Below are 20,726 nucleotides of genomic sequence, written 5' to 3'. Positions count from 1 at the left end.
CACCTTTTTTTATAATAAGGGCAGAGAATTTGTTTGTTTGAGCCATAATTTTTAAGCAATTTAGCCACATGGAAAACATGAATTTGAAGCATTTTAGTCTTTTTCTAGATTCAGAGCTAGTAGTGGTCAAAGAGGAAGTTCCTAAATTAATCAGTAATCTATTCAACGACTCTTCAGAATCTGAAATCGAAGTTGATACCCCAGAGAGGCAAGAAGATGATTTGATTTTTGAAGGTAACTTTGGAAAAGCAATCATGATCATCTATCAAGGAAGTCATTTGGAACCTGAACTGAGAGAGTTTTTGTTCAAAATCCTAGGTGCTGTAGGTTGTTCGCTAAAAGATATCGCATTAGCTGCTTCTGAATCAGTAGAAGAAGTTTCACTCAAGTCGATAGAAACACTCAATCCAAGCAAAATTTTGGTTTTCGGTAAACTGAATCATGAACTATCTAACAAAAAACAACACAATTACGAAATCTTAAATGATGAAGGTGTCGAATTCCTATTTGCAGATGATCTCAAAGATATCAATGCTCAAATCAACCTGAAAAAATCACTCTGGAGCAAACTACAAGTATTATTTGGTATCAAATCTTAATAAAATCTTCATGTCTATAAAAGAAAATCAAATCAAGTGGCTCAAGCGCTTTAGAAAAATCAGCATCGTAGAAGGTCTGTCATTCTTGCTCTTACTTTTTATTGCCATGCCTCTAAAATATGTTTTTGATATGCCCATGGCAGTCAAAATAGTTGGTTGGGCTCATGGAATCCTCTTTGTCATTTATATCTATGTCATTTTTCCTACTGCAAAAAAACTTGATTGGAGTTTCAGTAAGACATTTTTGGGTTTAGTTGCCGCCGTATTACCATTTGGGCCATTTATTTTTGATAGAAACCTAAAGAAAAAAGAAAAAGAACTGATCGAATCCTAATAGATAGACGATGGCATTGATCAGTAAAAAGAAGCTTGTATTTCCAATCAGCGAAAAACTCAGAAGCTATTTAGTCAAATACGGTAGAGAGGCAGGCTTCCCTATTCATTATAAGGACCTACTTCGGTATAGCAGTTCTATCCCATTGTATGATTTCAAGGGTAATGATACGCTATGGGAAACTGTATTTTTCAATGAATCTGATCGAGAAGAAATCCACTACAATGTCAAAAAAATCTATGCAATCCTTAAGGCTGAAGGTGATATTTCTGTCATGAAACACCTCTATGTAGACCGCATAGATTTGTGCGTTTACGGCAATACACAGCCTTACAGGGTAAGGATTGTCAATAGAATCAATGATAACTTCGATTACTTCTATGTCAAAAATGCAGATGCATCTAGGGTATATGGGTTAGAGTTAGAACATCTCCTCTCGCCAAATAGAATTTCATATCTCGTGCATGAAAATACGCTTATAGAAGAGCATATCGCTGGTATTCCTGGGGAGATGTTTATGAAACAGCATATCCATGACAGTTTGCTCAACCCTATCCGATTAGCCAAGGAGTTTGTAAAGTTTAATGAAAGGTGTTTTGTCAGGCTTCTGGGTGATATGCACTCGTCAAACTTCGTGATTGACGTCACTCCTGATTTTGAAGAAACACATTATAGAATCAGAGCGATTGACTTTGATCAGCAATCCTATGAAGGTAAAAAGTCCATTTACCTCCCTCAGTATTTCAAAGAAAACAATGCTCTGATACAGTTGGGCATCAAGCATATCACGTCTGAGTCTATGGTACAATATCAGCGGGAAGAGCGAGCCTTGATAGCCAACAGACTCAAATCTTCCTCAAAAGAAATTGAAGATATCCTGAGAAGCATGGAACAGGATAAAATCTCTACTCCTGAGAATATTGCGCATCTCAAAATAGACCTCGCCAAACACTATAAAAACGAAAAATTCTTAAGCTGTAAAAATATGGGTGCTATTCTTAGAGAAAGTCTAGAACAGGTAATCAAAAGGTAAAGGGATTGAAAATCAACCCCTTTACCTTTTATTTTTAATAATATCTCACTTCACACTCAGGGTTTAATTTCCTAAAATTATCTACTCCTCTTTTGTTTATCCTTGTGTTGAAGCAGCTTAACTTATTCAGGTTAGTGAGCCCTTGTACTGGCTTCAATGACCTCACATTGGTACTGGCAATATCTAATTCTTCTAAAGAATAAAGGGACTCTAGACCTCGCAGGTTTTTGATTGTTGTACCTGAAATCAATAAAGTACTCAGGTTCCTAAGTGACGACAATGGTCTCAAGTCTTCAATACCTGTATTTGAAAGATCCAAATAGGTGAGTTTGATAAGTTGAGCAACATCATTGAGATTTGAAATAGGTGCTTGATTGATAGTTAAAGATTCCAGTAAAAGCATCTCATTCAAAGCTGAATAATCCATCGCAGGTACATCGACGATCTTCAAACTTCTCAGATTAATGAAAGCCTTCAGGTTCCTGAAATTTGAAACAGATTCCTTTTCTATGCTCAATGACTTGCTAGAAGTCCAAATATGCAGTTCTTCCAAGTTAGGATTTTCTGTGGCGTTGAAATACTTTTTGATCAAAGATTGCCAATTTTCATCCATACTATCCCACCATTCAATCAGATCTTCCGTCCTGAATATGATTTTTAAAGAAGGATTTTGCTCCAATAGCAAAACTACTTCCTGGTGCCCAACATTAGAATTATCAACATTGAGATATTTCAAGGACTTGACCGCAGTCAGCGCACTGATGGAATTGATTGGGTTATTTCTAAAATCAAGTACTTCTACATTTGGAAGATTGACCAAAGGCTGCAATGTATTCACATCTGCATTTCTACCTGTGATTCTTACCAAAGTTTTGATATCTGCCAAGGGAGACAAATCCACAACTTCTGTATCATCAAATGACAAATAATTGATTTTTTTGAACTTTAATACTGGTCCGAGATTGATTACTCCACTACCAGATAAATCCAAGGAATCCATACCAACTAGGGTAGACAATTCCTCTATACTCGGTTCAGCCCTATTGAGATTTGGATTGATCTTGATAAAAACTTCTTTCCAAGGTTGAGACAAACCATCCCACCAAGTCTGAAGATTCTCCACATGATGAATCATCAACACCCTTCGGTTTCTTCTAGCAAACTCATCAGCAACCCATTCTTCTATGCGTGTCCTATCTGCATAGATTCGTTGTAGTGAGGGCATGGCATCAAGGGCATTGATATCAGAGACTTCCGTTTGATTGATATTGACTACTTTGAGCTTTTTTAATTCCTTCAAGGGCGTCAAATCAACAATATTCGTCTCTTGAAGATTGATATTTTCAAGGTCTACTAAGCTTGAAAGCAATTCAAAATTGATCAAATAATTGGAACTGATGTCGAGAGATACAAGCTGATCAAGCTCTTGGATATTTTCCAAGTTATTGAACCCACTACCTTTCAAATCGAGCGTTCTCAAGGCAGAAAATGAATTGAGTACTGCGAAACTTGTGATCGGTGTATTCTGTGCTCTTAAAATTGAAAGTCCTTTTAAATTTCCCAATTCACTGATATCACTAATCTCTGTATTTGAAATATTCAGATGCGTCAATCTATCAGAATATTTGATAAATTGGATATCCTTAGTTGGAGTGTTAGCAATATTCAAATAAGATAAGAAGGTGACATTGCTGATAGGATTCAACTCTTTGATTTGTGTATTGCTAATGTCTAGAAATTTCAGTTCTCTAAGTGCCTCAATCGGTTCTAGATCCACGACAAACTGATTCCCAGAAAGGTTGATGGAGTCAATTGAGCTGATTTTGTACAAATGCTCAATTGTAACCGAATCTGAATCAGTCAAACCAACTTTCTTACGGAAGTAGTTTTCCCAAGTAAATGACAATCGCTTCCACCACTCCAACAACTCCTCATCCCTACTCAATTTAGTTGTGTAAATACTCGCGATTTTCAATTCATTGGACTTTTTATCCACATTGACTTCAATGAATCGCTCCTTAGTATTGGTGATTTTTTCTTTATTTAAACCTGTGGCTGTCAATGTTCGGTCGAGAGATACCACAAAAGATAATTCACCATTATCTCTCAAAAATGGTTTCACCTCTCTTACCTTAAACTTAAATGATGCATCCTTGAAAAAGAACTCAATATCTTTCAAATATGCTGTAATGTCCTTGTTGGTGATGACTTTCCTGTCCAATAACAAATCATCTTCAACCTGTACCAAATGGTCTCTAAAAATCTTCTTATAACTCTCTCTTATAATCACATCTTTATCTCTAGCAGGAGTATCCTTACTCCCTACTGTGTTGAAAAAATACTCCAAGAAAGCAACTTGATCCTCAACCTTTTGGCTAAGATCCTTGATTTCTTGCTTGGTATAATCCCCTAAAGCTTGTTGAGCTTTGGAAACGAAGCCATTTAGAATAAAAATGGCAAAAAAAAGATATGTTAACCTAGTTCTGGTCATAAATGAATTTTTGAACAACTTCTTTATCCCCTGGCTTTAGCTTGATCAAATTGCTAATAAGCCAACCTGTATTAAATCCTGGTCTATTGAACTGATTCAGTTCAAAATACCAATCGTTGATTTGAAAGAAATGAAATTTCACATCTGAGATGTTATCAAATTTCAAGTTTCCATTCTTGACTTCGTACAAAAACAAGGTCAAATAATCTGGTTCATACTCTTTAGGTGTGTATGCTTCAGGTAATTTATTATCCTGAAAAGCCTTTCTCAAATTCATAAATCCAATTTCATGACTCATTGGATGCAGGAAAGACTTCTGATCACCTTGCGGTTTTTTAAATAAATTCTTAAATGGAGCGAAACTCACTCTATCTACTACCCATTCATAGCCCAAACCCTCAGGCTGAAGCTTCATGAACAAGGTGACATTTTCTCTTTTTCCTTTATAAATAAAAGTGGTGGCAACCTCCGCAAACCACTCACCTCTATGAAAGGCTAAATATTGAGGTAAAGGCTCAGAAAGAACATCTTTCATGAATTCAGTCTTCAGATTATTTTGAATACCTGAAGTCTCATTATCAAAAAGGATGCTAATAAATTTACCTCTTAGTTCTCTATTTCTGTAATTGGAGTCGTCTTCATAATAACGTTTAGTGCCATCAGCACTCTCTTCTCCATTGAATCGTCTAAAAAATTGATTCACCTGTTTGGTTGAAGCGGCAAATCTACCATCATCTTGAGGGGAACCGGGGCTGTATAAACCTTGCCCCGGTGCCAACTCAATTGATGTAATAAATAGAATGATTATTACTGCTAATTTTCTCATGCTGAAGTTTCAGTCACTCTGATGTCACCCAACATCACATCCCAGAACTCAATTGTTCTACCTGCAATTTGAGTTTGTTTTTTCTCTACATAGATAGTGATGTCTTTCTTCGTAGTATCTCTGTAGTTCAAGCCACTTTCAAGAGAAGTACCTTCAAATCTTTGATACACTGTAATCACACCTACATATCTACCATCAGGCTGTCTTTCCAAATCAGAAATATAGTGAATATCATACCAAGTGATGTTTACTCTATCATAGTTCAAAGCCATTAATCTTTCGAAATATCTTCTCACTTTGTAGTAAGCAATCTCTTTTCTGTTCAAAGAAGAAACTCCCATTTCAGCATCTGGAGCGAATAATTCTTCTGCTCTATCCATTACTCTGTTAGCTTCAGAGAATTGTGTCTCTTTGCTACCGATGATAGAGATATATTTACTTAAGTCCTTTACTTTTTCCAAAGCCAAAGAATCGATGGCTTGCTTTCTTGCTGGGCTGATGTTATCTGACTGCGCCATAGAGATGGTCGCGCTAGCCACAAACATGAATAGGAATAGGGAAATGTATTTTTTCATGGTTTAATTATTATCGATTGAGTGATTATTTGCGACGAAGTTCCAATTCAGATACTCTACCATTGGCATCTAACCTGATATCGCTGATGAAGTTTAGGTTTTTCTTGGTGTCTTTGAGATAGTTCAAATATTTAACGATGGTAGTAGGCTCATCGTAATCTTTGATACCGCTCTCTTCATAGATCACAATCAATACTGGAGTTTCTTGATTTGAAAACATGCTCAAGGCTTCTTGAATTGTGCTATTGGCAGCTTGAACATTGGTAGAGTTAGCGATGCTGCTAAAGTAATTTTCCAACTTCCCTACAGCGACTTCTTCTGCCGAAGGCTGTGCAGGTGCTGGAGCAGGTGCTGGTTCTACTTTCTCTACTGGAGCAGGAGGTGCTGGTTCAGCAACTACTTTTTTCTTGCTTTTACAAGCTCCCATGGCTAATAAGCCGAACAGTGCAATAAATACCAATCTGTTCAAAGGTGATTGAAGGGTTCTTTTTTTCATGTTTGGAATTATAGATTTTAGTTTGTTCCTTTTGAGATTGTCCTCTAACAGTCAAAAAGCATTCCATAATTAATAAATGAATTATTTATTTTGAAATTACTTTATGCATCCTGAGAACGAATTTCTCGCGCAAATGTATGCGAAAAACTCAATAATAAATACTAGCTACAACCCATTAAGATAAAATATTTTTTTTGAATAAAAAAAGCCACTTACAACAGGTAAGTGGCAGGGTATTTTATTGGATTCAAACTTAATCAAAAAGCTCTTTCAATTTATTTTCAAGGCTTGGTCCTCTTAGATCCTTCGCTATTATTTTACCCTCAGGATCAAGTAGATAGGTAGCAGGAATTGCATTGATTTGATAGATCGCAGCAGCCGCTGAATTGAAGTATTGTAAATCAGAAACATGCGTCCATGTCAATTGATCATCTTCTATAGCTTTGACCCAAGCATCTTTGGTTCTATCCAAAGAAACCCCAAAAACTTCAAAACCCTTTTCGTTATACTGATTGTAAAGCCTAACCACATTTGGATTTTCTTCTCTACATGGTCTACACCATGCCGCCCAGAAATCAATTAATACATAATTACCTCTCAAGTCTGACAGATTTACCAACTCTCCTTCTGGATTTGGTAGTGAAATCTCAGGAGCTACTTGACCAATAGACAATACCCGCATGTCATCCAACTGAGCCATCAAGGTAGTTATCATTTTAGTATTAGGGTACCTTTCATTTAAATTCTTGACCAATTCATCGATATAAATAAAATCATTCTTTTCATTGATCATACCCAGTGCAGCTAAAGCAGCAAAACTTCCATCCATATCATCAATTACAGCTTTTACTTTTACTGCATGGTCTCCTTCAAGATTCATAGCTTGATTCTGAATTTCCTTGATGGCCTCTTGATCCTTATTGGTCATGGCTTCAAAATATGCAGTATTCAGATTATTGATTTCTGCTTGGTAATCCTCAGTCAACTTATCGACTTTTTGCATGTGTTGAGAATCCTCAGAACCTTCAATCACAAGACTATTTTCATCTTCAAGGTCATAGTTAATTACAACATCTTGATCATAAAGAGCCAATCTGACCATTTTCTTGTCAAGAATATTCAATTCATAAAATCCAGGCCCATCCAATGTAAGCTCATATTCGAAACTACCATTTCCCGCTAAATCTATTTTAGCCACTTCTTCTGATCGTTCTTCAAGTTTCAAAAGAACTAGACTTCCAGATCCAGCATTATTGATCTTTCCTGACACTTTTACTTTTCCATCAAATACTCTCTCTGATTCTCCACATGCAAAGAACAAAATGGCTAAGGTTGCCATTAAAATATGTTTGAATATCTTCATAGTTTTTAATTTTCAAGAAGTTCAGTTAGAATTTTTGTCGCTACTTTAGGATCTGCTTTTCCTTGAGACTTTTTCATTACTTGTCCCATAAACATACCCATCAAGCCCTTTTTACCAGACCTATACTCTTCTACTTTAGCTCCATTTTCAGCTAAAACCGATTCCACAATAGGTCTAAGACTACCTTCATCACTATCTTGGATTAGATTCAACTCTTGAGCTATTTCAAGTGGGCTTTTTTCTCCATTTTTCAGCATCTCAGGGTATACTTTTTGAGAAGCTACGGAGAAGTTGATTTTTCCATCATCTATAATCCCAATCAGATCTGCTAATCTATTTGGCTGAATTGGAAAGTCTGAAATATGCAACGTCAATTCATTTAAATATGACTTGACTGGTCCCATCATCCAATTAGAGGCTGCTTTGTAGTTGGCTGTGGCTTCACATAGCTCGTTGAAATACAATGCAATTTCCTTAGAATCTGTAAGTACACCAGCATCGTATTCAGGCAGGCCATATTCATTGACAAACTTTGCATGAAGCTCTCTTGGAAGTGCGGGCATTTCTTTTCTAACAGACTCTAGCCACTCTTCAGATACCACCACAGGACTAAGGTCTGGCTCTGGAAAATACCTATAATCATTTAGGTCTTCCTTGGTACGCATACTTGCAGTAGTTCCAGTCGTAGCATCAAAAGTCCTTGTTTCTGATACAATTTCTACTCCTTCTTCGATTAAAAGTATTTGTCTTTCAAACTCATGTTCTATGGCTCTAGCAACATTTCTGAAAGAGTTCATGTTTTTGACCTCTACTTTCTTTCCATATTCAGCAGCACCATGTAACCTCACCGAAATATTGGCATCACATCTTAGTGAACCCTCTTCCATATTTCCATCACAGATATCTAAGTATCTTACCAATTTTTTGATCTCCATCAAAAAAGCATATGCTTCTTCAGATGACCTGATGTCTGGCTCAGACACAATTTCAATTAATGGCACTCCAGCTCTATTGTAATCCACTAGGGTATCCACTTCCCCAACCAAGTGCATGGATTTACCTGCATCCTCTTCCATGTGGATTCTAGTCAATGTGACTGACTTTTTGGTACCATCCGGCAATGTCAATGGAACTTCTCCTCCAACACAGATTGGCCCCTTGTCTTGGGTAATCTGATAGCCTTTTGGAAGATCTGGATAGAAATAGTTCTTTCTAGCAAAAATATTTCTCCTCGTGATTTCAGAATTACAAGCCAAACCCATTTTCACAGCAAACTCAACTGCCTTTTTATTGACTTTTGGAAGTGTACCTGGATGACCTAGCGTAAGGACAGAAATGTGAGTATTTGGTAAATTCCCGAATTCCGTAGAATCCGATGCATACATTTTACTTTTTGTAAGTAACTGTGCATGGACCTCAAGACCTACTACTAATTCGTATTTATTCTTTATATCAGCTGAAAGCATCATTAATTCTTTTCTTTATTGAACATAACCGAATGAAGTGTCCAAAAATGGCTCAGAAATCATCTAAAACCAAATTGGAGGTTATTTAAATGTGGTATTTTAAGCAAACATTGTTTTAGCTTTGGCTACTACAGCATCTAATCCACTAAGATTCTTCCCTCCCGCAGTTGCGAAGAAAGGCTGACCTCCTCCTCCTCCTTGAATCTCTTTTGCCAATTCTCGGATGGCTTGGCCCGCATTTAGCCCTTTTGTTGATACCAAATTTTCATTGATTACAACGGCAATCTGCGGATTGCCATCAATTTCAGCAGCTATCACTGCAATTAAATTTGGAACTTCATTTTTGAGTTCGAAAGCGATTTTCTTCAAAGCCTCAGCAGAAGGTAAACTGACTTTTACAAATAGTTTATTTAGATCATCTCCTGTTTCCACTTGTTTTAAGAGATCATCTTTCAAAACTCCAGCTTGCTTGCTATGTAGCATTTCAATTTCTTTTCGCAAGTCATTTCTTTCTTGGATCAGAGATTCAACCGCCTTTTTCAAATCTTTTGGTGCCTTGAGTAATTCTTGGATTTCTTTCACCAATGTCAATTGACTATTGAGAAAAGCTTCAGCAGCTTCAGCAGTGATTGCTTCGATCCTTCTTACACCAGAAGAAATTGAACCTTCTGATACAATCTTAAATAGTCCAATTGCTCCCGTGGACTTTACATGGGTGCCACCACAAAGCTCAACTGAAAATTCCGGATCAAATGTGATAACCCTCACAAAATCTCCATATTTCTCCCCAAAAAGTGCTGTTGCACCTTTTGTCTTTGCTTCTTCTATTGGCACATTTCTTTCTTCGGAAAGTTGAATATTTTCTCTGATCTTGGCATTGACAATCGCTTCTACCCTTGCTATTTCTTGATCTGTCAATTTAGCGAAATGTGAAAAATCAAAGCGTAACAGTTCTTCATTCACCAAAGAACCTTTTTGCTGCACATGATCTCCTAGAACATCTTTGAGTGCTGATTGCAACAGGTGGGTTGCTGTATGGTTATTCATCGTAAGCTTTCGCTTGGTAGCATTTACCTCTGCCGAAAACTGTGCATTTGGCTCTAAGGGCAGTTTATCTACAAAATGTACAATCAGATCGTTTTCTTTTTTGGTATCTATGACCTTGATCTTTTCAGATGAAGAAATCAAAATCCCTGTATCTCCTACTTGACCTCCACTTTCTGCATAGAAAGGTGTACGATCAAGAACAAGCTGGTATCTATTTCCTTTCTTATCTTTGATCTGACGATATTTTATGATTTTACTTTGTGCGGTTAAGTTATCATAACCTACAAACTCCACTCCCTCGTCATCTCTGACCATGATCCAATCTCCAGTTTCTTGTTCTGCTGCTGCTCTTGATCTGTTTTTTTGCTTTTCCATTTCTTCAGCAAAACCCTTTTCATCCACCGAAAGGCCATTTTCTCTGGCAATCAATGAAGTGAGATCTAGTGGAAAACCAAAGGTGTCATAAAGCTCAAATGCTGTCTTTCCATCGATCACCTGACCGCCTGATGCTTGAAGTTCATTTTTGATTTGATCCAGAATTTTTAACCCATTATCCAAAGTCCTTAAAAAAGAAGCTTCCTCTTCTTCAATGACTCTGCCAATAAAATCCTGCTGAGCCACAACTTCTGGGAAAATCTCTCCAAAACTCTCTGCAAGCATGGGTAGCATCTCATACATAAACGGCTTTTGGAAGCCCAGGAAAGTGTAACCATAACGAACAGCTCTTCTTAATATCCTTCTGATTACATATCCAGCTTTATTGTTAGAAGGTAATTGTCCATCTGCTATCGTAAAAGAAATCGCTCTGATATGATCGACAATGACACGCATGGCAATGTCAGTTTTTTCATCCTGGCCATATTTTTTACCAGATTTTCCTTCAAGGAAGTTGATAAATGGCATGAATACATCCGTATCATAATTGGAGGATTTCTGCTGAATAGCTCTTACCAAACGCTCAAATCCCATCCCAGTGTCTACATGCTTGGCTGGTAATTCCTTCAAAGAACCATCACTCAATCTATTGAACTGCATGAATACAAGATTCCAGATTTCAATAACTTGTGGATGGTCATTGTTTACTAGATCAAAACCACTGACAGCTTTTCTTTCTTCATCTGTACGAAGATCTATGTGAATTTCGGAGCAAGGACCACATGGACCTGTATCTCCCATTTCCCAAAAATTATCTTTCTTTGAACCAAATATGATACGATCTTCCGAAACAATATTTTTCCAAAGATCAAAAGCTTCCATGTCCTTATCAAGACCATCTTTCTCGTCACCTCCAAACACAGAAACATAAAGTCTGTCCTTTGGTAGCTGATATACTTTCGTCAAAAGCTCCCATGCCCATTCGATAGCTTCTTTTTTGAAATAATCTCCAAATGACCAATTCCCAAGCATTTCGAACATGGTGTGGTGATAAGTATCTACACCTACTTCCTCCAAGTCATTGTGTTTTCCTGAAACCCTAAGACACTTTTGACTGTTAGCTACCCGAGTGATCTTAGCGATTTCATTTCCAAGGAAAAAGTCCTTGAACTGATTCATCCCAGCATTGGTAAACATCAAAGTAGGATCGTTCTTGACAACTATTGGTGAGGATGGAACAAACTGGTGCTGTTTGGTTTGGAAAAATTCTATAAAGGTACTTCTGACTTTCTTTGCTTCCATGTAAGCTTTTGACTATGTTCGGATTATATTATCTAAATTTATATATTTGCGAGCTTCGGACTAAGAAATCACCCAAACCCCACTGAGGTTTGCAAAATTAGAATAATTACCCTGCAAATTATAATGAGTAGAATAAAATATTACTACGACCCAAAAACCTGTAAATACGAAAGATACCAGCGTAGCAAGTGGGATATTACATTAAACACCCTTGGCTTTCTTTCTTCTGCTTTGATTCTGGCAGTGGGAATTTTGATCGTATTCAATTATTATTTTGATAGCCCGAAAGAGCTAATTCTAAAAAAAGAAAATAAAGAGCTCAAATATTATTATCAATTGATGGAGTCTGAGGTTAGTCAAATGAGCCAAATGCTGGCTGACCTTCAGCAAAGAGACGATAACCTTTACAGAGTGATTTTTGAGACAGAACCAATTCCATCAGATATCAGAAGAGCGGGGATAGGTGGTACTGATCGATATAAAGAGATCAAAGAAAAAGGACTTAATCCAGAAAAATTGATCATTGATCTTAGATCTAAGGTTGATGACCTCAAAAGACAGCTCTATGTCCAAAACCTCAGTTACGATGAAGTCTCTGAAATGGCGCTCAATAAAGAAGAATATTGGGCATCTATCCCAGCAATCCAACCCATTATCAATGAAGAATTGACACGACTTGCATCTGGCTTTGGGAATAGACTTCATCCAATTCTTAAAGTGAGAAAAATGCATACTGGAGTTGATTTTTCTGCTCCTAAAGGGACGCCCATTTATGCAACTGGAGATGGTGTTGTGATTGATGTCAAGACAGTTTTTGGAGGATATGGGAAATACATAGAAATTGACCATGGTTTTGGGTTTGTCACTCGATACGCTCACATGAATGAATTCAGCGTGCGCAAGGGTCAAAGAGTAAAAAGAGGAGACCAAATTGGCACTGTAGGTAATACAGGATCATCCACGGCTCCACATGTTCACTACGAAATATTGAAAGATGGCAGGTACGTCAATCCTGTACATTACTTCTTCAAAGACCTTGAACCAAGCGAGTATGAGAAGATACTTGAATTAGCTTCTAAAGAAAACCAATCACTATCATAAACTGACAAATAATTCATAAATAGAAAAAGAGAAGCGACTGCTTCTCTTTTTCTATTTCATATTCTAGCCTGATAGGTATAAAGTTGATAATACCTTCCCTGCCTCTCGATAAGTTCTTCGTGCTGCCCTTGTTCTACGATTCTACCTTGTTCAATCACCAATATTTGGTCAGCTTGTCTGATAGTACTCAGCCTGTGTGCAATGACGAAGGTGGTTCTGCCTTGCATTAATTCTTTCAAACTTGCTTGAATCAAGGACTCACTTTCAGTGTCCAGGTTGGAAGTCGCTTCATCTAAAACCAAAATCCTTGGATCTGCCAATATCGCTCTGGCAATAGCTATTCGCTGTCTTTGTCCTCCAGATAATTTAACCCCTCTCTCTCCTATCAAGGTATCTAGCCCTTCTTCAAACCTATCGGTAAATTCATCCACGTGTGCCGCCTTCACAGCATTCTGCAAATCTTCCGATGACGCACTTGGACGGGGAAAGAGAATATTTTCTTTGATGGTACCTTCAAATAAAAAATCATCTTGAAGTACTACTCCCAATTGTGACCTAAAACTTTCAAGTGTAACTTCTTGCAAATCTACACCATCTATTAATACCCTTCCTGATTCAGGATTCAAAAAAGAAGCGGCTATACCAGCTATAGTAGTCTTACCAGAACCCGAAGTTCCAACCAATGCATTCACTGAACCTGCTGGAGCTAGAAATGAAATCTCATGTAATACGTCTTTCCCTTCTTCATAAGCAAAAGAAACAGCTTTGAATTGTATATCTCCTTTTATTTTAGGCAATTGTATCTTTCTGTTTCCACTTGAGTTTTCCAAAGGCATATTCATAATTTCCTCTGTTCTATCCAAGCCTGCAAATGCTTCTGTAAACTGACTTCCTATGTTGCTCATTTGAACTATTGGAGCAATCATAAAACCTAAATACAAAGTAAAAGCAAGAAAGTCACCGAAGGTCATCTGCCCATCCATGATCATATAGCCACCGATCCCCATGATCCCTGCTGAGGCAAGCCCTAATAGAAAAGTAGCTGAAGACGTCACAAAACTCGTGGCTGTCAGGCTTGCTTTTACATTGAGAAATAGCCGTTCCACACCATATTCAAATGTCTTAATCTCTTGTGCTTCAGCATTGAAGCCTTTGATGACTCGAATACCCCCCAAGGTTTCTGTCAATCTACCTGTTACTTCTGCATTGATTTTGCCTCTTTCTCTAAAAATTGGTCTGATCTTCCCAAAGGCTTTCAATGAAATCAAACCAAAAATAATCACAGGCACCAATACGTATAAAGTCATCAACGGACTGATATAGATCAATAGAACCAAAGAAATAATTGCTGTCAAAATCCCACCTATCATCTGAGCGAAACCAGTTCCGACAAGATTTCTAACACCCTCTACATCAGTCATGATTCTAGACACGAGTTCTCCAGTTTTAGTATTGTCAAAAAACCTGACAGGAAGTTGGATAATGTGTTTCTGTACTTTGGCCCTAAGCTTAGCGATCAAGTGCTGTGCTTCAACACTGAGGATTTGTGTCAAAGCATAAGATGTTACAGATTGTATAGTAATAGCCAAGACCACACCTAAGACCAGCCATTTTAATAAACTTAAATCATTGGATGGTATGACGTCATCGACGAGAATTTTTGAGGCCCCTGGAAGCACTAGACCTGAAAGTCTACTGATTACAATCAATATTAAACCTATGAAGAGTTGTTTTTTCCTTGGCCAGATGATGGTTTTGAAAACCTGAGTCATGGTGACTCTATTTTCACTTCTTTTTGCTTTCGACATAAAATTCGCTTTAAAAACAGGTTACAACACCAAATCGGAATTTAATAGTTCTTTTTGGAATAAAGCATTTCTGGAACCTTCCAAATCCTAGATATTCCTTTAACTTTGTTGCATTATAAAAACAATCTTTAAACCTAATAGCAATGAAATTCTTTATTGACACCGCAAATCTTGACGAAATCAAAGAAGCCTATGATCTAGGCGTACTTGATGGCGTGACCACCAACCCCTCCTTGATGGCCAAAGAAGGCATCAGCGGAGATGCAAATGTAAGAGCACACTACAAAGCTATCTGCGATATTGTAGATGATAAAGTAAGTGCTGAAGTCATCTCTACAGACTTTGAGGGAATGATCAAAGAAGGAAAAGAACTAGCCAAAATCGATGATAAGATTGTGGTAAAAATTCCAATGATCAAAGATGGTGTAAAAGCAATTAAGTACTTCCATTCAGAAGGGATCAGAACAAACTGTACACTAGTTTTTTCAGCTGGTCAGGCGATTCTTGCCGCAAAAGCTGGGGCTACATACCTTTCTCCATTTATTGGAAGATTGGATGATATCTCTTACGATGGCTTGGAGTTGATCGAACAAATCGTACATATTTATAGTACTTATGGTTTCGCTACAGAAGTACTCGCTGCTTCAGTTAGACATACTATGCATTTGATCAAATGTGCAGAAATCGGTGCAGATGTGGTCACTTGTCCATTGAAAGTAATCACAGGTCTATTGAAGCATCCTTTGACAGATTCTGGTTTGGCTACATTCTTAGCTGACCACGCCAAGGCAGCTGGAAAATAATCTGAAAGCCCATGATGTACATTTATCTGTAAACAATCAATGCTGAATAATGTATATCATGGGTAATTTATCCAAATCCACTACAATAAAATCCCTATGTACATCATTAAAGTAAAAGGTAAAGCTAAAATTCCAGACTACATTCAAATCAGAGATGAGAACTTTGTATTAGTGGCATACTTTAGAGCTGATCGACCAATGAAGAATGCTGAAAAGTTTGGGCTTGAGGGCAAGGAGGATGAATTAGAAAAATTGATTCAAGACCTTCCTTTTGGGAAATTACAAAAACTTGAGTTGTAACAATGGATTTTCAAACAGAACCTATCATACATGTACAGGAAGCCGGGATATTCCAAGGCCTTGATGCCGTATTAACCAATGTGACTTTTAGTATAGAAAAAAAGGAATTTGTGTTTTTAATAGGAAGAACAGGTAGTGGTAAAAGTTCTTTATTAAAAACCTTGTATGCGGATCTTCCTCTAAAAATGGGGCAAGCGGAAATCGTTGGTTTTGATCTTAGTAAAATTAAAACCAAGGAAGTACCTTTTCTCCGAAGAAAGTTAGGAATTGTATTTCAAGATTTTCAATTATTCCCTGATCGATCGGTAGCAGAAAATCTATTTTTTGTAATGAAAGCTACTGGCTGGAAGGATAAAAGCAAAATGAAAAATCGGATGGCTGAGGTATTGATGCAAGTAGGCCTAGCAGATGCGGCCAGTAAAATGCCTCACCAACTATCTGGGGGAGAGCAACAGCGCGTGGTGATAGCTAGGGCATTGATCAATGATCCAGAGATTCTTTTGGCTGATGAACCTACCGGGAATTTGGATCCCGATGTAGCAGATGGTGTTTTTAAGCTATTCCAAGAAATCAACAAGCAAGGGACTGCAATTTTGATGGCTACTCATAATCATGATTTATTAAGAAAATATCCTTATCGGGTTCTCAAATGTGAGAGGGGTCAATTGCTTGACAGCAAAACATCAGATATTTCAATCAACACCTCTTATTGAGGTGTTTTTTTTGGCTCATCTAATCGAAACATCCTCTCTATTTCGTTTATATTAAAACATAAAAAATATATATTTGTTATTCTAAAAATAGCAGTTATGAATACGTTTAAATTTTATCATCGCTTAATATTGCTTCTTGTGCTTTCAAGTACTTTATTATTTCAGTCATGTAAAGATGAAGATGATTTACAGCCAACTAATGACACCCAAGCACCTAACCCGAATATACGAATCAATAATTGGATTAAAAATGTAATGGATGAGGTGTATTATTGGTTGGAAGACATGAGAACCCCTATCGCTAATACCTCTGATCCTACAGCATATTTTGAATCATTTTTGTTCAAACCAACAGATAGATTTTCAGCTATTTATCCAAATTACCAAGAATTGGTAAGTGGTCTTTCAGGAGTCTCCACAGAAGCAGGATATGAATTGACTTTACTGAGAGAAAGTAACGACAATGAAAATGTGGTTGGACTTATCACTTATGTGAAAAAGAATAGTCCTGCTGCTAACGAAGGATTAAGGAGGGGTGATCTATTAACCCAAATCAATGGTACTACTATGACATTGAGCAATTATCAATCAGTTTTAAGATTGAGATCATCTCAGCATAGTGTTACGATTAGACGCTTTGATGAAAACTCCAATATGTATGGTGCTCCCCAGAGTTTCAACCTCAATACAATAGAAATCGAGGAAAACCCTAACTTCTTAGATACAGTTTTCACAATTGAGAATCATAAAATAGGTTATTTAGTATATCATTTTTTTGCACCTGGTGTCAACAGTGGCGAAAACAACCAAATGGATAATCGATATGATCTTCAAATGGATCAAATTTTCGCAAAATTTAAATCCGAAGGCGTAAATCAATTGATTGTAGATTTTAGATACAACGGAGGTGGTTTTGTCTCTAGCGCAGTGAATCTAGCTAGCTTAATCGCACCAAATGTGGATTCTGAAAAAATATTCTCGAAGACCAGATATAATAGTTTCCTATCCCAATTTTCACAATTTCAAAATATACAAACTAAATTTAGAGATAAAACTGAAAACATTGGCAATCAACTCGAAGGAGGTAAAGTTTATATCCTAACTTCAACGAGAACAGCTTCTGCCAGTGAATTGATCATCAATGGACTAAAACCACATATGCAAGTTGAAATTATCGGAGATAGGACAACCGGGAAAAATGTAGGTTCAGCGGCTCTTCAAGACCGAGATAATCCTAATAATGCTTATGGTCTGTTGCCTATTATATCAAAAAGTTTTAACAGCTTAGATCAGTCTGACTATGGTACAGGCTTTGAACCTAATGTAAGAGTCCGTGAAATTGACAACCTTCCTTTCAGAGAATTTGGAGATACTAGAGATCCACTCCTTCAGACTGCTATTTCAAGAATTACGGGGCAAGAAACAACTGGAGCAAGATTGAGAGCTGACGAAAGAATTTTTGTAGGTTCCTCTCTTGATTCTAAAATCAGACAAGGACAGTTGATTGAAGAGAAAAATATCAGTGATGCTATTCAAGAAAGAATCAAAATGATTCAATAAATTAAAATAAGGCCTCAAATTCAATTTTGAGGCCTTATTTGAAAATCTATTTTGCCAATGGCATTTTTTAAATTACTTTTTGCCAATTTCTTAAAGTCTTTCTTATTAAAATCTAGTTCAGGTAGTATCACCACCTGATCGAAATCAGGTTCAACTCCTTTTACCTTTGAAGTTATTAAGACAGATTTTTTATTATACTTTTTGGCTATTTGAAGTAACGCAAAGCATCCTTTCCCCGCCTTTGATTGCTGGTCGTAGATACCTTCTCCAGTGATGATGATATCTGATTGCTGTATTTTATCTTCAAGATTAACTTTATTAAAAAACCAACTAGAACCTGCTTCTATCTCCACGGAGTAAAAATGGCTCAATCCATAAGCAATACCTCCAGCAGCTCCGAAACCAGAACCGTCGGGGATCACCTTCGAGATTTTTCTAGAAAATAGGTCTATGATTCTCTTACAGTTAACCTCAAAACTCTCCTTTTCACTATCATTTAAGCCCTTCTGAGGTCCAAATGCCTTAATTGCTCCATTTGTACCGAAGAAAGGGTTTGATACATCACACACACAAGTCAATTTAATTTTAGATGCGTGAGGAGGCCTTTGGATATGACTTATTTTTGTCAAAAATAAATCTGTGAAAGGGATTAACTCTCTTCCTTTTTCGTCCAAAAAAGAAAAACCCAAAGCTTGAAGAATCCCAGTACCCAAATCGATACTTGCACTACCACCCAAACCCAAATAAACTTGCTCCGCCCCTCTAGCTATGGCATCTTGAATTAAGATTCCAGTACCATAAGTATTGGCTATAAAGGGATTTATTTGGGATTCATTCAGATCCTTAATCCCCGAAACTGTGCTTACATCTAAATAAGCAATACGATGAAGTTCATCCCAATAGTAATATCCAAATTTCGATCTCCCTATAGCATCTAGGCTCATTTTACCCACTTTCTCTATTCCTAGAGCATGTCCGACCAATTCACAAGTCCCATCACCTCCGTCAGCAATGGGACTTATTTCAATGTCGAAATCAGGGTTTAGTTGCTCCAACTCCACTTTTATAATTTCAGAAGCTGCAAGTGAGTCAATTGTGCCTTTGAAAGCATTGGGAGCGATAAGGATCTTCATAACTATAACTTGCCCATCCTATTGAAATAATCTTTCGTGGCAGCTTTTACTTTTGGAGCAAGGTATACAGTAGAAATCATCGTAGGAATAGCCATCACAGCATACATTCCATCAATGAAACTTACTACAACTTCAAGCGAAACTACAGCACCAGCTACAATAGTCAATAGATAGAAGTAGTTGTAATAATCTGCCTTCTTTGAGCCAAATAAGTAGATAAAACATTTATGCCCATAATAAGAGTAAGTAAACATGGTGGACATTGCAAAAACAAGCACAGCAATCATCAAAAGATACTTTCCAATACCTGGTAGAGCCATTTCAAAAGCAGATAGCGTTAATCTCACACCATCATTTTCGGTACTTTCCCAGACACCTGTCAATAAAATCACCAAAGCAGTCAGCGTACATACGACTATGGTATCTATAAATGGCCCAAGCATGGCGATTAGACCTTCCCTGACAGGCTCGTTGTTCTTTGAAGCACCATGCACCATTGGCGCAGTTCCGATGCCGGCTTCATTTGAAAAAGCAGCTCTTCTAGCCCCAAGTATGATGACTGCTCCTACTGCACCACCCATCACTGCTTGACCTGTAAATGCATCCACTACGATCAATTGCAACATTGCTGGAACATTACCTATATATTGGATCAGAATGATAATCACTGAAATGAAATAAACTCCTACCATAAATGGTACTAATCGTGAAGCTACCATTGCGATCCTTTTGATCCCTCCAAGAATCACAACTCCTACGATCAGCATCATTGAAATTCCAAGCACCCATTTGGTACTGTCTCCACTATCTAGCCCATTGGGTATCAAAAGTACAGATCTGAGTACCGCAGTAAGTTGATTGGCTTGAAAAATAGACAGTAAACCAAGAACTCCAGCGACTGAAAATAAAATAGCCAAAGGCTTCCATTTTTTGCCCATGCCTTCTTCTATCACATACATCGGACCTCCTTGGACTTCGCCGTATGAATCTTTTCCTCTATACATAATGGCTAGACTACAAGAAAAATATTTGGTTGCCATTCCCACAAATGCAGACATCCACATCCAGAAAATAGCTCCTGGTCCTCCCATATTGATTGCTATAGCTACTCCGCTAATATTCCCTAGTCCGACTGTTGCGGCAATCGCAGCAGATAATGCTTGTCGGGAGGAAATCTGCCCAGGAAGATTTTGATCGTCGTATTTACCCTGCACAAGTTTAATTGCATGACCTAACCTCCTGAAGGGTAGAAATCCTGAATAAACAAATAGAATAAATCCGCCTCCCATTAACAAGACAAGCATAGGTGTATCCCAAATCCAATTACTGAAATTAATAATAAAGTCTCCCATTGTGATTTTAAATGAAGAGGCATATTAATGCCAATTTTCTGAATTTACA

Annotated in this window: 18 protein-coding genes; 8 read left to right on the top strand and 10 right to left on the bottom strand. The window is 37.4% G+C overall.

Annotated features, from left to right (window positions below):
• Positions 1 to 68 precede the first annotated feature (68 nt).
• From BW935_RS12660 to BW935_RS12650, 3 genes are read left to right on the top strand one after another with little or no spacing between them, the layout of a single operon-like run.
• Complete coding sequence (locus BW935_RS12660) at positions 69 to 599, top strand: hypothetical protein (RefSeq protein ID WP_076501996.1); 531 nt, start codon at positions 69 to 71, stop codon at positions 597 to 599.
• Between the two features lie 10 nt (positions 600 to 609).
• Entirely contained in the window at positions 610 to 933 is a 324-nt protein-coding gene (locus BW935_RS12655) for a DUF3817 domain-containing protein (RefSeq protein ID WP_076501994.1), read from the top strand.
• Between the two features lie 10 nt (positions 934 to 943).
• Complete coding sequence (locus BW935_RS12650) at positions 944 to 1,966, top strand: hypothetical protein (RefSeq protein WP_076501993.1); 1,023 nt, start codon at positions 944 to 946, stop codon at positions 1,964 to 1,966.
• Between the two features lie 34 nt (positions 1,967 to 2,000).
• Here BW935_RS12650 and BW935_RS12645 read toward each other — a convergent pair whose 3' ends face one another.
• From BW935_RS12645 to alaS, 7 genes are all read right to left on the bottom strand, one after another.
• Positions 2,001 to 4,457 carry a leucine-rich repeat domain-containing protein gene (locus BW935_RS12645; RefSeq protein ID WP_076502113.1) on the bottom strand — a complete coding sequence of 819 codons (2,457 nt, stop codon included), beginning with the start codon at positions 4,455 to 4,457 and terminating at the stop codon, positions 2,001 to 2,003.
• Complete coding sequence (locus tag BW935_RS12640) at positions 4,444 to 5,283, bottom strand: hypothetical protein (protein WP_076501991.1); 840 nt, start codon at positions 5,281 to 5,283, stop codon at positions 4,444 to 4,446. Before BW935_RS12640 ends, BW935_RS12645 begins: the two co-directional genes overlap by 14 nt.
• Positions 5,280 to 5,858 carry a hypothetical protein gene (locus BW935_RS12635; RefSeq protein WP_076501989.1) on the bottom strand — a complete coding sequence of 193 codons (579 nt, stop codon included), beginning with the start codon at positions 5,856 to 5,858 and terminating at the stop codon, positions 5,280 to 5,282. The genes BW935_RS12640 and BW935_RS12635 overlap by 4 nt, the downstream gene beginning before the upstream one ends.
• A 25-nt stretch (positions 5,859 to 5,883) precedes the next feature.
• Positions 5,884 to 6,354 carry a nucleoid-structuring protein H-NS gene (locus BW935_RS12630; protein WP_076501988.1) on the bottom strand — a complete coding sequence of 157 codons (471 nt, stop codon included), beginning with the start codon at positions 6,352 to 6,354 and terminating at the stop codon, positions 5,884 to 5,886.
• Between the two features lie 253 nt (positions 6,355 to 6,607).
• On the bottom strand, positions 6,608 to 7,693 hold the full coding sequence (locus BW935_RS12625; protein WP_217695365.1) for a TlpA disulfide reductase family protein: 1,086 nt from the start codon (positions 7,691 to 7,693) through the stop codon (positions 6,608 to 6,610).
• A gap of 29 nt (positions 7,694 to 7,722) precedes the next feature.
• A complete protein-coding gene (gene gatB, locus BW935_RS12620) occupies positions 7,723 to 9,183 on the bottom strand; it encodes an Asp-tRNA(Asn)/Glu-tRNA(Gln) amidotransferase subunit GatB (RefSeq protein ID WP_076502111.1) in 1,461 nt (486 codons plus the stop codon).
• 99 nt (positions 9,184 to 9,282) lie between these two features.
• Complete coding sequence (gene alaS, locus BW935_RS12615) at positions 9,283 to 11,907, bottom strand: alanine--tRNA ligase (RefSeq protein WP_076501985.1); 2,625 nt, start codon at positions 11,905 to 11,907, stop codon at positions 9,283 to 9,285.
• A 123-nt stretch (positions 11,908 to 12,030) separates the two neighbouring features.
• On the opposite strand from alaS, the gene BW935_RS12610 reads away from it, so the two are divergent.
• Positions 12,031 to 13,008, top strand: a complete 978-nt coding sequence (locus BW935_RS12610; protein ID WP_076501983.1) for a M23 family metallopeptidase — start codon at positions 12,031 to 12,033, stop codon at positions 13,006 to 13,008.
• 56 nt (positions 13,009 to 13,064) lie between these two features.
• Here the strand turns inward: BW935_RS12610 and BW935_RS12605 are convergent, their stop codons facing one another.
• The gene (locus BW935_RS12605) at positions 13,065 to 14,816 is read right to left on the bottom strand and encodes an ABC transporter ATP-binding protein (protein ID WP_076501981.1); all 1,752 of its coding nucleotides are present in this window, start codon (positions 14,814 to 14,816) and stop codon (positions 13,065 to 13,067) included.
• A gap of 143 nt (positions 14,817 to 14,959) precedes the next feature.
• Between BW935_RS12605 and fsa the strand changes: the two genes are divergently transcribed.
• The 4 genes from fsa to BW935_RS12585 all read left to right on the top strand — a co-directional run bounded on the left by fsa (position 14,960) and on the right by BW935_RS12585 (position 18,192).
• Positions 14,960 to 15,619, top strand: a complete 660-nt coding sequence (fsa, locus tag BW935_RS12600; protein ID WP_076501979.1) for a fructose-6-phosphate aldolase — start codon at positions 14,960 to 14,962, stop codon at positions 15,617 to 15,619.
• Between the two features lie 96 nt (positions 15,620 to 15,715).
• On the top strand, positions 15,716 to 15,919 hold the full coding sequence (locus tag BW935_RS12595; protein ID WP_076501978.1) for a fructose-6-phosphate aldolase: 204 nt from the start codon (positions 15,716 to 15,718) through the stop codon (positions 15,917 to 15,919).
• 2 nt (positions 15,920 to 15,921) lie between these two features.
• Positions 15,922 to 16,632 carry a cell division ATP-binding protein FtsE gene (locus BW935_RS12590; RefSeq protein WP_076501976.1) on the top strand — a complete coding sequence of 237 codons (711 nt, stop codon included), beginning with the start codon at positions 15,922 to 15,924 and terminating at the stop codon, positions 16,630 to 16,632.
• A 96-nt stretch (positions 16,633 to 16,728) separates the two neighbouring features.
• A complete protein-coding gene (locus tag BW935_RS12585; RefSeq protein WP_076501975.1) occupies positions 16,729 to 18,192 on the top strand; it encodes a S41 family peptidase in 1,464 nt (487 codons plus the stop codon).
• 20 nt (positions 18,193 to 18,212) lie between these two features.
• Here BW935_RS12585 and BW935_RS12580 read toward each other — a convergent pair whose 3' ends face one another.
• Positions 18,213 to 19,325, bottom strand: coding sequence for a glycerate kinase family protein (locus BW935_RS12580; RefSeq protein WP_076501973.1), 1,113 nt, complete (start codon positions 19,323 to 19,325; stop codon positions 18,213 to 18,215).
• A 2-nt stretch (positions 19,326 to 19,327) separates the two neighbouring features.
• A complete protein-coding gene (locus tag BW935_RS12575) occupies positions 19,328 to 20,677 on the bottom strand; it encodes an alanine/glycine:cation symporter family protein (protein ID WP_076501972.1) in 1,350 nt (449 codons plus the stop codon).
• Positions 20,678 to 20,726 lie beyond the last annotated feature (49 nt).

The organism is Belliella pelovolcani (assembly GCF_900156785.1).
GTDB classification, from domain to species: Bacteria; Bacteroidota; Bacteroidia; order Cytophagales; family Cyclobacteriaceae; genus Belliella; species Belliella pelovolcani.
Note: the sequence above shows the minus strand (reverse complement) of the source record. Positions and strands in the feature narration are given on the sequence as shown.

Bases quoted from the DNA above. Each gene is read 5' to 3' on its own strand.
- BW935_RS12660 (WP_076501996.1), top strand. From the start codon at position 69: ATGGAAAACATGAATTTGAAGCATTTTAGTCTTTTTCTAGATTCAGAG.
- BW935_RS12655 (WP_076501994.1), top strand. From the start codon at position 610: ATGTCTATAAAAGAAAATCAAATCAAGTGGCTCAAGCGCTTTAGAAAA.
- BW935_RS12650 (WP_076501993.1), top strand. From the start codon at position 944: ATGGCATTGATCAGTAAAAAGAAGCTTGTATTTCCAATCAGCGAAAAA.
- BW935_RS12645 (WP_076502113.1), bottom strand. From the start codon at position 4,457: ATGACCAGAACTAGGTTAACATATCTTTTTTTTGCCATTTTTATTCTA.
- BW935_RS12640 (WP_076501991.1), bottom strand. From the start codon at position 5,283: ATGAGAAAATTAGCAGTAATAATCATTCTATTTATTACATCAATTGAG.
- BW935_RS12635 (WP_076501989.1), bottom strand. From the start codon at position 5,858: ATGAAAAAATACATTTCCCTATTCCTATTCATGTTTGTGGCTAGCGCG.
- BW935_RS12630 (WP_076501988.1), bottom strand. From the start codon at position 6,354: ATGAAAAAAAGAACCCTTCAATCACCTTTGAACAGATTGGTATTTATT.
- BW935_RS12625 (WP_217695365.1), bottom strand. From the start codon at position 7,693: ATGGCAACCTTAGCCATTTTGTTCTTTGCATGTGGAGAATCAGAGAGA.
- gatB (WP_076502111.1), bottom strand. From the start codon at position 9,183: ATGCTTTCAGCTGATATAAAGAATAAATACGAATTAGTAGTAGGTCTT.
- alaS (WP_076501985.1), bottom strand. From the start codon at position 11,907: ATGGAAGCAAAGAAAGTCAGAAGTACCTTTATAGAATTTTTCCAAACC.
- BW935_RS12610 (WP_076501983.1), top strand. From the start codon at position 12,031: ATGAGTAGAATAAAATATTACTACGACCCAAAAACCTGTAAATACGAA.
- BW935_RS12605 (WP_076501981.1), bottom strand. From the start codon at position 14,816: ATGTCGAAAGCAAAAAGAAGTGAAAATAGAGTCACCATGACTCAGGTT.
- fsa (WP_076501979.1), top strand. From the start codon at position 14,960: ATGAAATTCTTTATTGACACCGCAAATCTTGACGAAATCAAAGAAGCC.
- BW935_RS12595 (WP_076501978.1), top strand. From the start codon at position 15,716: ATGTACATCATTAAAGTAAAAGGTAAAGCTAAAATTCCAGACTACATT.
- BW935_RS12590 (WP_076501976.1), top strand. From the start codon at position 15,922: ATGGATTTTCAAACAGAACCTATCATACATGTACAGGAAGCCGGGATA.
- BW935_RS12585 (WP_076501975.1), top strand. From the start codon at position 16,729: ATGAATACGTTTAAATTTTATCATCGCTTAATATTGCTTCTTGTGCTT.
- BW935_RS12580 (WP_076501973.1), bottom strand. From the start codon at position 19,325: ATGAAGATCCTTATCGCTCCCAATGCTTTCAAAGGCACAATTGACTCA.
- BW935_RS12575 (WP_076501972.1), bottom strand. From the start codon at position 20,677: ATGGGAGACTTTATTATTAATTTCAGTAATTGGATTTGGGATACACCT.